General features: G+C 55.4%; 11 protein-coding genes. 4 read left to right on the forward strand and 7 right to left on the reverse strand.

Going from position 1 to position 13625, the window contains the following annotated elements; all coding sequences use genetic code 11:
- Nucleotides 1-7 precede the first annotated feature (7 nt).
- From trmA to HALA3H3_RS00445, 3 genes are all read right to left on the reverse strand, one after another.
- Nucleotides 8-1132, reverse strand: coding sequence for a tRNA (uridine(54)-C5)-methyltransferase TrmA (trmA, locus tag HALA3H3_RS00435; RefSeq protein ID WP_027959675.1), 1125 nt, complete (start codon nucleotides 1130-1132; stop codon nucleotides 8-10).
- A gap of 46 nt (nucleotides 1133-1178) precedes the next feature.
- Nucleotides 1179-2030, reverse strand: coding sequence for a glutamate racemase (gene murI, locus HALA3H3_RS00440; RefSeq protein WP_053856842.1), 852 nt, complete (start codon nucleotides 2028-2030; stop codon nucleotides 1179-1181).
- An 86-nt stretch (nucleotides 2031-2116) separates the two neighbouring features.
- Nucleotides 2117-2662 (reverse strand): hemerythrin domain-containing protein, encoded by a 546-nt coding sequence (locus HALA3H3_RS00445; RefSeq protein ID WP_009288045.1) that lies wholly within the window; start codon nucleotides 2660-2662, stop codon nucleotides 2117-2119.
- 297 nt (nucleotides 2663-2959) lie between these two features.
- Here HALA3H3_RS00445 and HALA3H3_RS00450 point away from each other — a divergent pair, with 297 nt between their 5' ends.
- On the forward strand, nucleotides 2960-4294 hold the full coding sequence (locus tag HALA3H3_RS00450) for a replication-associated recombination protein A (RefSeq protein WP_022520419.1): 1335 nt from the start codon (nucleotides 2960-2962) through the stop codon (nucleotides 4292-4294).
- Nucleotides 4295-4411: 117 nt separating this feature from the next.
- On the opposite strand, the gene lolA is transcribed toward HALA3H3_RS00450, so the two are convergent.
- Both lolA and HALA3H3_RS00460 read right to left on the reverse strand, forming a co-directional pair.
- Nucleotides 4412-5077 carry an outer membrane lipoprotein chaperone LolA gene (gene lolA / locus HALA3H3_RS00455; RefSeq protein ID WP_009288044.1) on the reverse strand — a complete coding sequence of 222 codons (666 nt, stop codon included), beginning with the start codon at nucleotides 5075-5077 and terminating at the stop codon, nucleotides 4412-4414.
- Between the two features lie 191 nt (nucleotides 5078-5268).
- Nucleotides 5269-8529: a DNA translocase FtsK gene (locus tag HALA3H3_RS00460; RefSeq protein ID WP_022520420.1), complete on the reverse strand. Its 3261-nt coding sequence runs from the start codon at nucleotides 8527-8529 to the stop codon at nucleotides 5269-5271.
- A 131-nt stretch (nucleotides 8530-8660) separates the two neighbouring features.
- Here HALA3H3_RS00460 and aat point away from each other — a divergent pair, with 131 nt between their 5' ends.
- The 3 genes from aat to infA all read left to right on the forward strand — a co-directional run bounded on the left by aat (nucleotide 8661) and on the right by infA (nucleotide 10555).
- Nucleotides 8661-9407 carry a leucyl/phenylalanyl-tRNA--protein transferase gene (gene aat / locus HALA3H3_RS00465; protein ID WP_009288042.1) on the forward strand — a complete coding sequence of 249 codons (747 nt, stop codon included), beginning with the start codon at nucleotides 8661-8663 and terminating at the stop codon, nucleotides 9405-9407.
- Nucleotides 9408-9470: 63 nt separating this feature from the next.
- Nucleotides 9471-10205: an arginyltransferase gene (locus tag HALA3H3_RS00470; protein WP_022520421.1), complete on the forward strand. Its 735-nt coding sequence runs from the start codon at nucleotides 9471-9473 to the stop codon at nucleotides 10203-10205.
- Nucleotides 10206-10336: 131 nt separating this feature from the next.
- On the forward strand, nucleotides 10337-10555 hold the full coding sequence (infA, locus tag HALA3H3_RS00475; protein WP_007111068.1) for a translation initiation factor IF-1: 219 nt from the start codon (nucleotides 10337-10339) through the stop codon (nucleotides 10553-10555).
- Between the two features lie 191 nt (nucleotides 10556-10746).
- On the opposite strand, the gene clpA is transcribed toward infA, so the two are convergent.
- Both clpA and clpS read right to left on the reverse strand, forming a co-directional pair.
- Nucleotides 10747-13023: an ATP-dependent Clp protease ATP-binding subunit ClpA gene (gene clpA, locus HALA3H3_RS00480; protein ID WP_022520422.1), complete on the reverse strand. Its 2277-nt coding sequence runs from the start codon at nucleotides 13021-13023 to the stop codon at nucleotides 10747-10749.
- A gap of 139 nt (nucleotides 13024-13162) precedes the next feature.
- Nucleotides 13163-13471 (reverse strand): ATP-dependent Clp protease adapter ClpS, encoded by a 309-nt coding sequence (gene clpS, locus HALA3H3_RS00485; protein ID WP_035538640.1) that lies wholly within the window; start codon nucleotides 13469-13471, stop codon nucleotides 13163-13165.
- Nucleotides 13472-13625 lie beyond the last annotated feature (154 nt).

The following is a 13625-nucleotide window of genomic DNA, read 5'->3' on the forward strand; positions in this document are numbered from 1 at the left end:
CGTATGCTTACTCGCCTGTCCGCCGCTTCAACAGCACTCCACACTCACAGTGGTCGGTAAACGGAAACTGGTCAAATAGCGCAAAGCGTTCTATCCGATGAGTGTTGGTCAGTATGGTCAAGTTTTCAGCTAACGTGGCTGGGTTGCATGAAATATAGACGATTTGAGCGTACTCGCTGAGTTGCTCACAGCTCTGCTCGTCTAAACCAGCACGGGGCGGGTCGACCAGCACGGTGGAAAAATCGTACTCTCCCAGCGCCATTTCCGCCACGCGACGCCCGGCTTTTTCGCCCTTCAGCGCCAGCGAAAACTCCTCCGCTGACATACGACCAATCTGCGCATTCGTTACCCCATTGGCTTCCAGGTTTACGTTGGCGCTAGCCACTGACGTGCGGGAAATCTCTGTGGCCAGCACGCGGCGGAAGTTATCCGCCAGGGCAATGGTAAAATTGCCGTTACCGCAATAGAGTTCGACCAGGTCTTTCTTCGCATTACTCTCCTGCTGGCCAGCGGTGACTTCTCGCGCCCAGCTAAGCATTTTCTGGCAGATATGCGCATTGGGTTGGGTAAAGCTGTTTTCGACCTGCTGGTAGTGCAGCGTGCGGCCATCCACCTCTAGCCGCTCCCATACGTGGTCTCGGGTAAGTACGATACGCTGCTTGCGGGAGCGGCCAATAATCATAATACCCAGCTCAGCCTCCAGAGCGCGGGCTTCGCGCTCCCACTCATCGCCTAACGGGCGGTGGTAAATCAGCGTTATCAGCGCCTCACCTGACAGCGTGGTTAGAAACTCTACCTGGAACAGCCGCCGACGCAGCTCATCACAGCGAAGGCAAGCTTCGCGTAGCTGCGGCATTAGCTGATTGATTCGCTCACTAGCGACTGCGTACTGATCTAACCGAATCACCCGCTTGTTCTTCGGATTCTCAGGGTCTACCTCGAACATGGCGTAGAAGAGGTCGTCCTCTTCGTGCCATATGCGAAACTCGCAGCGCTGACGGTAATAGCCTGGCGGCGATTCAAACACTTCTAATGCCGGTGGTTGAAAAGCGGCAAAGGTACTTTCCAGATAGTCGCGTTTGGCGGCTAGCTGCTCAGCGTAGCGTTCAGGTTCTACAACGGGGATAGCCAAGGCTGCTCCTTTGAATAATTCGATCAGCAATAGTAGTAAATAGTGCTCAGTCGCCCACATTAAGCAATTGGGACGCCTTAAACCCATAGCGGGCTAGACCAGCGGTCAGATTGGCAGCAGGGGCAGTGGTAAAGCAGCGGCCATCCTGCTGATCACTGTTTAGCTCAGAAACGACTTGCGAAACCCGTCGGGCTATCGCATCGCCGGAGTCGACCCAATGTAGCGGCACGGGGGCCAGCTGCGTCAGCCAGGGCTTTAGCAGCGGGAAATGAGTGCAGCCCAGTACCACTGTATCTAGCTCTGGGGTATCCAGCGCCTGATGAGCAGACGATAAACAATGCGCAGACGATGGAGGTGCAACGGCGTGCCATAACGGTGCCAGCGCCGCCTGCATGCGATCAATATTGGGGATGACACCAGCCAGGTATGCTTCCGCCTCGACCACCAAGGCATCGGCGGCGACGCGAGTAATCACACAGTCACTGGCAAAACTATTAATCAAGCGCTGGGTGTAGGGCCGCCCTACCGTGGCCTTGGTGGCTAACAGCCCAATATGGCGTGTCTGGCTAATCGCTGCGGCAGGTTTGATAGCAGGTACGGTGCCCACGACAGGGATCGCTAACTGCTCGCGCAAGTTTTCCAGCGCCAGAGTGCTCGCGGTATTGCAGGCGACAACCAAAACACTCGGCTGGCACGCTTCCACAGCGGAACGACATACCGCCACAATGCGGTCGGTCAGGGCTGCATCTTCGCGCAGCCCATAGGGCAACCAAGCGTTGTCGCAGGCATAGCACAGGGCAGCATCAGGGTAGTGTTGGCGCAGCGACTGCGCCACCGACAGGCCGCCGACACCGGAATCAAAAATTAACACGGGGCCTTTCCTGACTCTGCCTATCATGGCTCTGCCTAAAAAAAACGGAGCCGCTATTTTAGCATGCTCCGTCATTTTATTGATGCCCCGTAGCGGCCACTTGTCCGCTAGCGCTATACCACAGGCACGTCAGCACCACGCAGTTCAGCATAGAGCTCGGGATAAGCGTCCTGTAGGCGCTCTAGCTCTTTCTCTGCGCCTTCGGGGAGCGCCTGACGCAGCTCGTCCATATCTTCCTCGCTAAAGTGCTCGTCAATCAGCGGGAACAGCCCCTCGCGTTCGTGACGCAAATAGGCACGATGCGCTTCCAAATAATCTTTCAGGTCGTCGGCAAAACGATCCATCGGAATGATGTTATCCATTAACACCATGTCAATGTCGTTGGAGAGGCGCTGTAAGCGCGGCTTTAACTCACGATAGTCATTCGCCATCTGTTCGGTCAGGGCAACGTGCTCTGGGGCCTGGGTTTGCAATCGCTCCACGCAGACGCGTTCCAGAGGGGCTGCAAAACCATCCATATAGGACAAAATATAGTCGACGACCTCGCGCATAAGCTGGAAGTTGGGCCGCTCACCTTGGGCAAGGGTTTTCTGCTTAAGCTGCAGCACATGGAGTAATCTCGCCATGTTGGCATGATCTAGACGCAGTTGGTTTAACATCGAACTGTCTCCTTTATTGTGTCATGCCTACCGTCGAGCCTTCGTGATTGACGGCATGCGATAATAAGCGCGAGGTAACAAACATGTTGTGTCGCTAAAACATATCGTAACCTGAGCGTGTCGTAACTAACGGGGGTTATCAACAACAGTTATCATGAACAATGCCCCTCTCAAGCTATCCTCGCAAGTGTATCTTTCTGATAGGTTACGTCTAAGGTAGTTCTCTAAGACGCAGTTTACCACCTATACTTGTTGGCAATTTGTTGCTCAACGTACTGATTTATAACGGAAGCTTACATGGATCTTTTTGATAGCGCTCAGGCGACACCGGCTGACGATGCTCCGTTAGCCTTTCGTATGCGGCCACGCCAACTGGACGATTACGTGGGCCAGCAAGCGCTGGTGGGGCCAGATAAACCCCTACGTCGCATGGCGGAGTCAGGCATTGTGCGCTCAATGATTTTATGGGGGCCGCCAGGGGTTGGCAAAACCACGCTGGCAGAGCTGTTGGCCCGAGCCTCCCAGGCCCATCTGGAGCACCTCAGCGCGGTGATGGCCGGAGTAAAAGAGATTCGCGCTGTGGTGGAGCGGGCCCAACAGATGTCCTCCACGGTTATCCTCTTTTTAGATGAGATTCATCGCCTCAACAAGAGCCAGCAGGACGCATTATTGCCCCACGTGGAGTCGGGCCTGTTAACGTTGATTGGTGCCACCACCGAAAACCCCTCCTTCGAAGTCAACTCGGCGTTGCTATCCCGTGCGCGGGTATATGTGCTGAAATCGCTTACCCATGAGGAACTGATCACGGTGATGCGCCAGGCACTCAGCGACGTAGAGCGAGGGCTGGGCAAGCGTGACATTCAGGTTGATGACGAAGTATTAACTGCTCTGGCCCACGCTAGCGCTGGCGACGCACGACGGGCGCTGGGATTACTGGAAACCGCTTGCGATTTCGCTACTCAGGAAGCAAACGGCGAAGTACTGCATAAAGAGGTACTCGCCGATGTGATCGGCCATCAGGCCAGCGCCTTCGATAAGCAGGGGGACGCTTATTATGATCTACTTTCGGCCATTCATAAGTCGATACGCTCTTCACGCCCTAACGCAGCATTGCTGTATATGGCCCGCTTTATGCAGGGCGGCGGTGACCCGTTGGACGTAGTGCGCAGACTGACCGCGATTGCCTCAGAAGACGTCGGCAATGCTGACCCTCGCGCGCTACCGCTGGTGATTGCCGCCTGGGATGCTTATTTACGCCTGGGCGATTACGAAGGCCAGCGGGCAATTGCCCACGCGGCAATTCATTTAGCAGTGGCGCCCAAGAGTAACCGCATTGACCGCGCCTGGAGTGAAGCCAAGCAGTACGTACGCCAGCAGCCCCAGGTTGAGGTACCGACGTACCTGCGCAACGCGCCCACTAAGCTGATGGAGCAGTTGGGTCATGGCGAAGGCTATCGCTATGCGCATAACGAACCAGACGGCTACCCGGCGGGAAGCGCCCACGACTGCTGGCCTGAAGAGCTGCCTAAAGCCACCTTCTTCAAGCCAAGTGCCTTTGGTCAGGAGAAGCGCTTTGGGGAAATCATGGCATGGCGGGAAAATCTTGACCAGGAAACAGATCAGGCGCCCTAAGGCGCCTGATGGTTAAACCAGTGGCAGGTTTAACTGCCACTGGTTTAACTGCCACTCTCCAGCAATTACTTATCTTTAACGACTGACTCCTCACACCTTACCATTCACGCTTCACCCTTAAAGCTCTTCACGAATAACATCGGTGCCTTCGGGAATTTCGAAATCAAACATGTCCTCAGCAATCTCGCCATTGAGGGTAATATTGCTAAAGGTGATGGCGGTGCGCTGGCCGGTACTGTCCATCATCCACAGCTCGGTTAGCGTATCGGCATCGAACACCATGCTTAGCTCTTCGAACAGCGTATCGGCCGAGATAGGCACTAGGGTAAAGACATCTTCTCCCCCGTCCTGCTCGTAGAACACCTCATAGCTTTCGGTTAAATCGTCCACGCTTCCCGACAGCAGTAACGCAGGGGTATGGGTTACTCGATCGTCCATCTCTTGAACGGTGACTTGTTCAAGGTCGGGATCGTACATATACACATCATCGCCGTCAGAGACCACGGTTTGAGAGTAAGGCGCTTCCACTTCCCAACGCAGCATACCGGGGCGAGACAGCCACATCTCACCACGCGCGCTTTGGAGGCGTTCCCCGCTGCCATCAAGAATTTGCTGCTCAAAATCCGCTTGATAACGCTCAAGCGGATCCAGCCGTTCAGTCAAACGCTCGGCAGCATCGTCTGCCCAAGCGGGAGCACCAAAGGTTAAACCCAAGGCACTTGCCGCAAATGCCAGTGGCGAAGCGCCCATTGCTGAAGTGCGTTTTGTTTGCGTATCGCGCATATAATCTCCCTAGGCAACCGTTGCCCGGTAACTGTTGCTCAAAACTGTTGCTTAAAAATCAAGCAGTGAGGTCGGCTTAACCGGCCATGGCTAACTCAAAAACGTAACAATCAGACGAGAAAAACGCCGCAGGGTTTCACCCGCGGCGCTACTTTCACGCTTATTGCATAATTGTGGCTTTCATCAAGCGGTTAATGGCCCACCGGAGGCGGGGCAAGCACTTCCCGAGCACCGTTAGAGCCCATAGAGGTCACCACACCGGCGCCCTCCATTGCCTCAACTAAGCGAGCGGCCCGGTTATAGCCAATTTTAAAGCGACGCTGCACGGCGGAAATCGAGGCTTTGCGCGTTTCAGTGACAAACTGCACGGCTTCATCGTAGAGCGCATCCTGCTCCGCATCGTCGCCATCCCCCCCCTCAGCCTCAAGACCCGTTAAGGCATCGGCGGATACGCCACCAGAAAGGATCTCTTCGATATACTCGGGTGCTCCACGGCGCTTCCAGTCATCGACCACGCGGTGTACTTCGTCATCGTCCACAAAGGCACCGTGGATGCGGTTAGGTGGTCCGGAACCTGCAGGCAGATAGAGCATGTCACCATGCCCCAACAGACTTTCAGCGCCGCCCTGATCCAGAATGGTGCGCGAATCAATTCTGGATGAGACCTGAAACGCCATCCGCGAAGGAATGTTGGCTTTGATCAAGCCAGTCACAACATCCACCGAGGGGCGCTGGGTAGCCAGAATCAAATGGATACCTGCGGCGCGTGCCTTTTGCGCCAAGCGCGCAATCAGCTCTTCGACTTTTTTGCCGACGATCATAAACATATCGGCAAACTCGTCGATCACCACGACGATGTAGGGCAGTTTCTCCAGCACTGGATGCGGCTGATGCACTTCCCAGGGCTGCGGTTCCCAGAGCGGGTCTGCCACTTGGGCACCGGCGCGCTCCGCTTCATCCAAACGGCCATTGAAGCCCGCGATGTTGCGCACACCCATGGCCGCCATGAGCTTGTAGCGGCGCTCCATCTCGGCCACGCACCAGCGCAGGCTGTTGGCCGCTTCTTTCATATCGGTGACCACGGGCGCCAGCAGATGGGGAATGCCGTCATATACCGACAGCTCCAACATTTTCGGGTCGACCATGATCAGCTTTAGCTCACTAGGCTTCGCTTTAAGCAGCATTGAGATCAGCATGGCGTTAACGCCCACCGACTTACCCGACCCGGTGGTACCGGCTACTAGCAAGTGGGGCATCTTGCCCAGGTTGGCGACCACAGGGCTGCCACCAATATCTTGGCCTAACGCCATGGTGAGTGGTGACGTCTCCTGCTGGTAACGGTCGGAGTCGATAACTTCGCGCAGGCGGATCATGGCCCGGTTGGGATTAGGTATTTCAATCCCCACCGTGGGACGCCCTGGAATAACCTCGACCACTCGCACACTTTTCACCATCAGGGAGCGCGCCAGGTCTTTGGCAAGGTTACTGATTTTAGACACTTTGACGCCCGCGGCGGGCTTGATCTCAAAGCGGGTAATCACCGGCCCAGGCCAGGTATCCACCACTTCCGCTTTCACACCGTATTCGCGCAGCCGCACTTCAAGCAGCTCAGCCATATCAGCCAACTGCTCGTCACTATAATTGGGTTGATACGGCTCTGCAGGTGTCAACAGCTGCAAGCTCGGCACGTCGCCCTCAGGTTCGTCCAGAGTTTCAAAAGCAGGCCGCTGGCTCTGCAAATGCTCCACGGTCCACAGGGCGGGGCCTTCATCCGCCTCTGGCGTGCTCTCTTCGGGCGCGAAGCTGGGTTCTTGGCGAGCTGCTGGGGTGGGCGTGGACGGAGGAGTAGTCGTTGAGTGCGCTCCTCCATCGCGGCCTTGGGCATACAGCTCATCATCCATCTCTTCATCGTCCCACACCGGCTCAGGCACTACTTCCGCTACACGTTCAGGTTTACGTGCAGGCTCAGGCGCGGTGACGCGCTCAGGGCTCCAGGCAGCATCAGTGTCACCAATATGTGGCTCACCAACACGTGGTTCAGCTTGGCTGCTGCTGGGATCAGCGGTGAGTGATGGCTCACTGCGACGCTCAACGGGCGCGGCATGAACAGTCTCTTTCTCGGCGGGAGCCTCATCGCTGGCAAAGAAGTTACTCCTGGCAGGCGCCGGAGGCTCTTCTTGACGAGTAGCACGCAGCGGGAAGGAAGTCTCGGCTTCTTTGGGTTCATCACCGGGCGCAGGTGCTTGAGTCTCAGGCGCTGCTGACGTTACCTCAGCCTGGACAAAGGCATTTTCCCGCGGCGCTGAGGGTGCCGCTGCTCCCTCCTCTTCTGCCGTTTTAGTCGCTGGCGTCACTGACGGGGCTGCCCCAGGCGCTGAAACCGTCGGCTCCGCGGTAGGTGTCGAAGAGATAGGCGCGGGTGTTTTAGCAGGCACATGCTTATTACTTGAAAACGCTGCGGCCTCCCAGGGAATCGAAGTATCCGTGGTTTCGTTGCTATTTGAAGGACTCGCTTCTGACGCATTGCTCTCTGAAGAGCTGTTCGCCTCACGACTGGAAAGTGGTACAGAGAAGCCTGGCTCACGGCGTTCGCGGCCACTGGGGCTTTTGCCTACTGGCTCTGCCGCAGGCTTTATCTCAGCGGGTGCAGCTTCAGGTTTAGCTTCTTGAGACTGCGCTTCAGGCGCTGCTTGAGGCTTGGCCGCAGTTTTGGCAGTTTTAGCAGCCGCTCGCTGAGCAGCGCGCATACGACGCGCTTGGCGACGTGCCGATAACCAGCTACCCAGCCGACATATACGCTTGCCGAGCTCATCAGCCACTTGCAGCCACGACATACCACTAAACAGCGGAAAGCCGCTTAAAATTAACGCCGCAGCGATTAAACCAACGCCACCACTTCCCACTAAAGGCCTTAACGCACCGACCAAACCTTCGCCCAAAATACCGCCTGAGGCATAGGGCAGCATGCTATCAGGGTGATAAAAGTGCAGCGCCCCCAACATGGTAGTACCGAAAATAAGTAGCACTAAGCCACCCGCATGGACAGCAATTGCCACGGGGTCGAGTTCAAAACGTACCTGGCGTGAGCGAATCAGCCACCAAGCGGCAAAGCCGAACATACCCGGCCACCACAAAGCGCTGGCGCCAAGCAGTGAGTAGAGAACATCGGCCAGCCAAGCGCCAACCTGCCCCATCCAGTTACCCACATCTGTCTCAGGGCCCTGATAAGACCAGCCTGGGTCAGAGGGTTGGTAACTAAATAGCGCTAATAATAAGAAAACACACAGCGCCAGCAGGATCACCACTACGCCTTCGCGCACGGAGCCTTGTAAGCGCAGGCCAAAACGACGAGCCTTATCCTTTGCGGCGTTAACGCGCGCAGCTGAAGCCGATGATGGTGTTTGACGCGCGCTACGCTGCGTTCGCTTGTTTACTGCTTTATTCACTTTCAAGCGACTCTCCCTTTACACCTCAATGGCGTCTTTAATCCACTTGCGAGTTTGCATGATACCGAGCATCCTTCCGCCGTCACAGAGGCTATCGTAAAGCGCTCAGTACAAGAACGTCGTAACAGGAGCAAGTAATGCTACCTTGGCTTTCCTCGCCACATCCTAATTTTCCAACTACCTCCCAAGCGCTGGCCTCCCCCAATGGCCTGCTGGCCGCCGGAGGGGAGCTCTCGCCCGCTTGGCTGGTAGAAGCCTATCGGCAGGGCATATTTCCCTGGTTCAGCGACGACGACCCCATTTTGTGGTGGAGTCCAGACCCGCGCATGATACTCCTACCTGAGCAATTTAAGCAGCGTCGTAGCCTCACCAAACGATTACGCCATGGTGGCTTTCATATCACCCTGGATCAACACTTCGATCAGGTGATTCAGGCCTGCGCCGCCCCGCGTGGTGAAGAGGCGGGCACCTGGATTACAGACGAAATGCGCGAGGCCTACGGGCTGCTGCATGCTCTAGGTATTGCTCATAGCATCGAAGTCCATCAACACGGCCAATTGGTGGGCGGGCTGTATGGCATCGCCATGGGGCCGGTGTTTTTTGGCGAGTCGATGTTCTCCCACGCCCCGGATGCTTCGAAGGTAGCGCTGGCCCATCTCGCCAGGGCCATGCGCGAACATGGCGGAAAACTCATCGACTGCCAAATGCACACGCCTCATCTGGCAAGCCTGGGCGCTATTACAGTCGCTCGCGAGGCATTCATCAACTATCTTAAAAACTGGTTACCCGATAAGGCATTTACGTTTACCACGTCACCCACTGAAACACCCACTGTTCCTGCATCGCTCTGGCTTAAGGCGATTGCCACCGAGGGTAATGCGTAGTGATGAACCATCGTGACGAACTTATTCTGTTCCAACCATTTTTTTACAATGAGGAGGCAGGCCGTGAGTAGTAACACTCCGCGTCGGCCGGTGCGGGATTTGCGCTTTTTCCTTACCGTGCCGCATGCCTGTAGCTATTTACCCGGCAAGGAAGCGACAACGCTGTTTCTCGACCCGCAGGAATCGCCCGTTCCAGGTGTCTATGACTCGCTGGCGCTGCTAGGGTTTCGTCGCAGTGGGCGCCATCTTTACCGCCCTCACTGTGAGGGCTGCAACGCCTGCCGCTCGGTGCGTATTCCGGTTGACCAGTTTGCGGCTAACCGCACACAACGAAAAATTTGGCGCCGCAATGCCGATATAAACGTCCGCATTGTACCTGCTCACTTTGCGTCTACCCACTACTCGCTTTACGCGAATTACATTCGTCAGCGCCATGCTGACGGCGATATGTTCCCGCCCAGCCGCGAGCAGTACCGCACCTTCCTTACCCTTGATGAGTCCTATGCCCATCTGATGGAGATGTACCTCGACGAAGAGCTGGTTGGTGTGGCTGCATTCGACCAGTTGGAGCATGGGCTCTCGGCAATCTACACCTTCTTTGCCGTTAGCGAGACTCTGGATAAGCGCTCACTAGGCACTTTTGCCATTCTTCAGCTCATCGAGCTCAGCCGCGAAAAAGCGCTGCCGCACCTTTATTTAGGGTATTGGATCGAAGAGTGCCGTAAGATGCGCTACAAGCAGGCTTTCGCGCCATTGGAAATACTCGATGGACGCCATTGGCGGCCGCTGATTCGCTAAAAATGCCAGCTTTTTTGCCTTGACGACGGGCTTACGGCACAATATAGCGCTGTTTCTTGAGTGCCCACCTAGCGGCACTCAAATTCTGACCGATAATGACATTACTAACTCATCAGTGAGGACATGCCTATATGGCACGCGAAGATCATATTGAAATGGAAGGCGTTATCGTCGATACCCTTCCGAATACCATGTTTCGGGTTGAGCTGGAAAACGGTCACGTTGTTACCGCTCATATCTCCGGCAAAATGCGCAAAAACTATATCCGCATTCTGACCGGTGACAAGGTAAAAGTTGAGCTGACACCTTACGACCTGTCTAAAGGCCGTATCGTTTACCGCTCGCGCTAAGTCGTTACACCATTAACGCGCTCGGCTGACTTTAACTGTGCCAGCTAGACTGTCCTTTAACGACAGCGCCGATTAGCGTCAATGGCGGTTCACTAAAAACGACAACGCCCCGTCGATGACAGGGCGCTGCGTTTTTATGCATATAGCATGAGTATTAGAAAGATAGCTTTTAGCACGGCTTAGCGCCCTTTTCAGGGCGCATCTGCCATCTCAGTCTCTGTGGAAAGGTGTAACTCGCCCTCCTCCAGGCTAACGTGGACAATACCGCCCTGATCAGCCAGCTCTCCGAACAGAATCATTTCGGCTAATGGCTTCTTCAGCTTCTCTTGTATGAGGCGCGCCATTGGACGTGCACCCATGTCAGGATCGTAGCCTTTATCGGCCAGCCAATCCCGCGCCATGTCGTCTACATCCAACTGAACACGCTTCTCATCCAACTGCGCCTGTAGTTCGATCAAGAACTTGTCGACCACATTGCGCACCACCGAGACCGGCAGCGAGTGGAACTGAATAATACCGTCCAGGCGGTTGCGGAACTCCGGTGAGAAGGTACGGCGGATCACTTCCATGGCATCGGTGGAGTGATCCTGGTGCTGGAAGCCAATGGAGCGACGCGACGCCTGCTCCGCACCAGCGTTAGAGGTCATAATCACGATAACGTGACGGAAGTCCGCTTCACGCCCGTTGTTGTCCGTTAAGCGGCCATGATCCATGACCTGCAGCAGTAGGTTAAAGACTTCCGGGTGCGCTTTCTCAATCTCATCCAACAACAACACGCAGTGCGGCTGTTTGGTCACCGCTTCAGTCAGTAGACCACCCTGGTCGTAACCGACATAGCCTGGAGGCGCACCAATCAGGCGCGATACGGTATGGCGCTCCATATACTCGGACATATCAAAGCGCACCAGTTCAATGCCCATGATATGCGCCAGCTGTTTGGCCACTTCGGTTTTACCCACACCGGTGGGACCTGCAAACAGGAAGCTACCAACGGGCTTATCGGGAGATTTAAGCCCGGCCCGGGACAGCTTAATAGCCGCAGAGAGACTATCAATCGCCTCATCCTGACCGAACACCAGCATCTTCAGGTCACGATCCAGCTTCTCGAGCAGCTTGCGGTCGGAGCTTGAAACACTCTTCGGTGGGATACGTGCAATGGACGCTACCACGGCTTCCACTTGCTCGACATCGATCGTCTTGGCGCGCACTTCTGGCGGCAATAGACGCTGGTGAGCCCCTGCCTCGTCAATCACGTCAATCGCTTTGTCGGGCAGGAAGCGGTCATTGATGTAGCGATCCGCTAAGCGCGCTGCGCTTTCAAGCGCACCATCGGTGTACTTAAGTTCGTGGTGCTCTTCAAAACGTGAACGCAACCCTTTGAGGATTTTGATGGTGTCTTCCACCGACGGTGCCATCACATCCACCTTCTGGAAGCGCCGTGCCAGAGCACGATCTTTCTCAAAGATGCCGCGGAACTCCTGGAACGTAGTCGAACCAATGCAGCGCAATTCGCCCGAAGAGAGCAGCGGCTTGAGCAGATTGGACGCATCCATCACGCCACCAGAGGCGGCACCTGCACCAATCACCGTGTGAATCTCATCAATGAATAGCACAGCGTTAGGCTGCTTGCGTAGTTCGCTCAGCAGGCTTTTGAGGCGTTTTTCAAAATCACCACGGTACTTGGTACCGGCCAGTAGCGCGCCCATGTCCAGCGAGTAGACCACCGCATCGGCAATAACATCGGGAACGTCTTCTTCGACGATACGCTTGGCAAGGCCTTCGGCCACGGCGGTTTTACCTACACCCGCCTCACCGACTAACAACGGGTTGTTTTTGCGCCGACGGGCCAGAATTTGCACCACGCGCTCAAGCTCGTGGTCGCGGCCAATCAGCGGATCAATTTTACCCAGCCGTGCCTGTTCATTGAGATTGGTAGCGTAGCCAGTGAGCGGATGCGCAGCGCCCTCACTGCCACCCTCCTCCGCGTCTTCACTCTCAGGTGAAGAAGGCGAGGGAGACGGCCCGTGACCGGCCACTTTGGAGATACCATGGGCGATGTAGTTGACTGCATCGACCCGCGCAACGTTCTGCTGCTTAAGGAAGTATACCGCCTGACTCTCCTGCTCGGAAAAGATCGCCACCAACACATTGGCACCGGACACTTCGCTTTTGCCAGATGACTGAACGTGGAAGACCGCCCGTTGTAAAACACGCTGAAAACCAAGCGTGGGCTGGGTCTCACGATCACCCTGGCCTTCTGGAATCAGTGGCGTAGTCGAGTTAATAAAATCCTGCAGATCGGACCGCAGCTTGTCGAGGTTAGCCCCGCAGGCCTTCAGTACGTCTACCGCTGAGGCATTATCTAGCAACGCTAGCAGCAGGTGCTCAACGGTCATAAACTCATGGCGCTTTGAACGCGCCACGGTGAAGGCCGTGTTCAGGGTCATTTCAAGTTCTTTGCTCAGCATGGCAGTCCCCTTTTCGCTACTACCTAGGGCGTGTCGCCACCTAGGGCTTGCGTCGGATCAATTTAGTCGACCGGCACTCTCAACATCGGGTACAAATGGCACGGTTGCAAGCCTCACCACCAATTATTTCTCAACGCTTTTAATTGGCGGCCTCAATATCACTTATCAACGGGTGCTCACACTCACGGGCATATTCATTTACCTGATAGCTTTTTGTTTCGGCTATATCGCGCGTAAACACGCCACAAGTGCCCTTTCCTTGGGTATGTACGGCGAGCATGACCTGAACGGCCGTCTCGCTGTCCATGTTAAAAAAATCTTGCAGCACTTCAATGACAAATTCCATCGGCGTGTAATCGTCGTTGTGAAGCACTACCTTATAAAGCGGTGGTTGCGCCAGCGCCGGTTCTGCTGACTGTACCGCTATATCACCATCTTCATCGGGCATATCTGGCCGCGTCATCCCCGCTTTTACGGGTAACACGGTCAAGTATGAACTATCTTGGTTGGGCATAAGCTGCACGGTTGGTTGTCTCGACACTGACCGATGGAAGCGTTTATCAGACCTCACATCGCCAATTCACTAGTGTAGTTTCTTAACT

It is taken from the genome of Halomonas sp. A3H3, assembly GCF_000982975.1.
Taxonomy (GTDB): Bacteria; Pseudomonadota; Gammaproteobacteria; order Pseudomonadales; family Halomonadaceae; genus Vreelandella; species Vreelandella titanicae.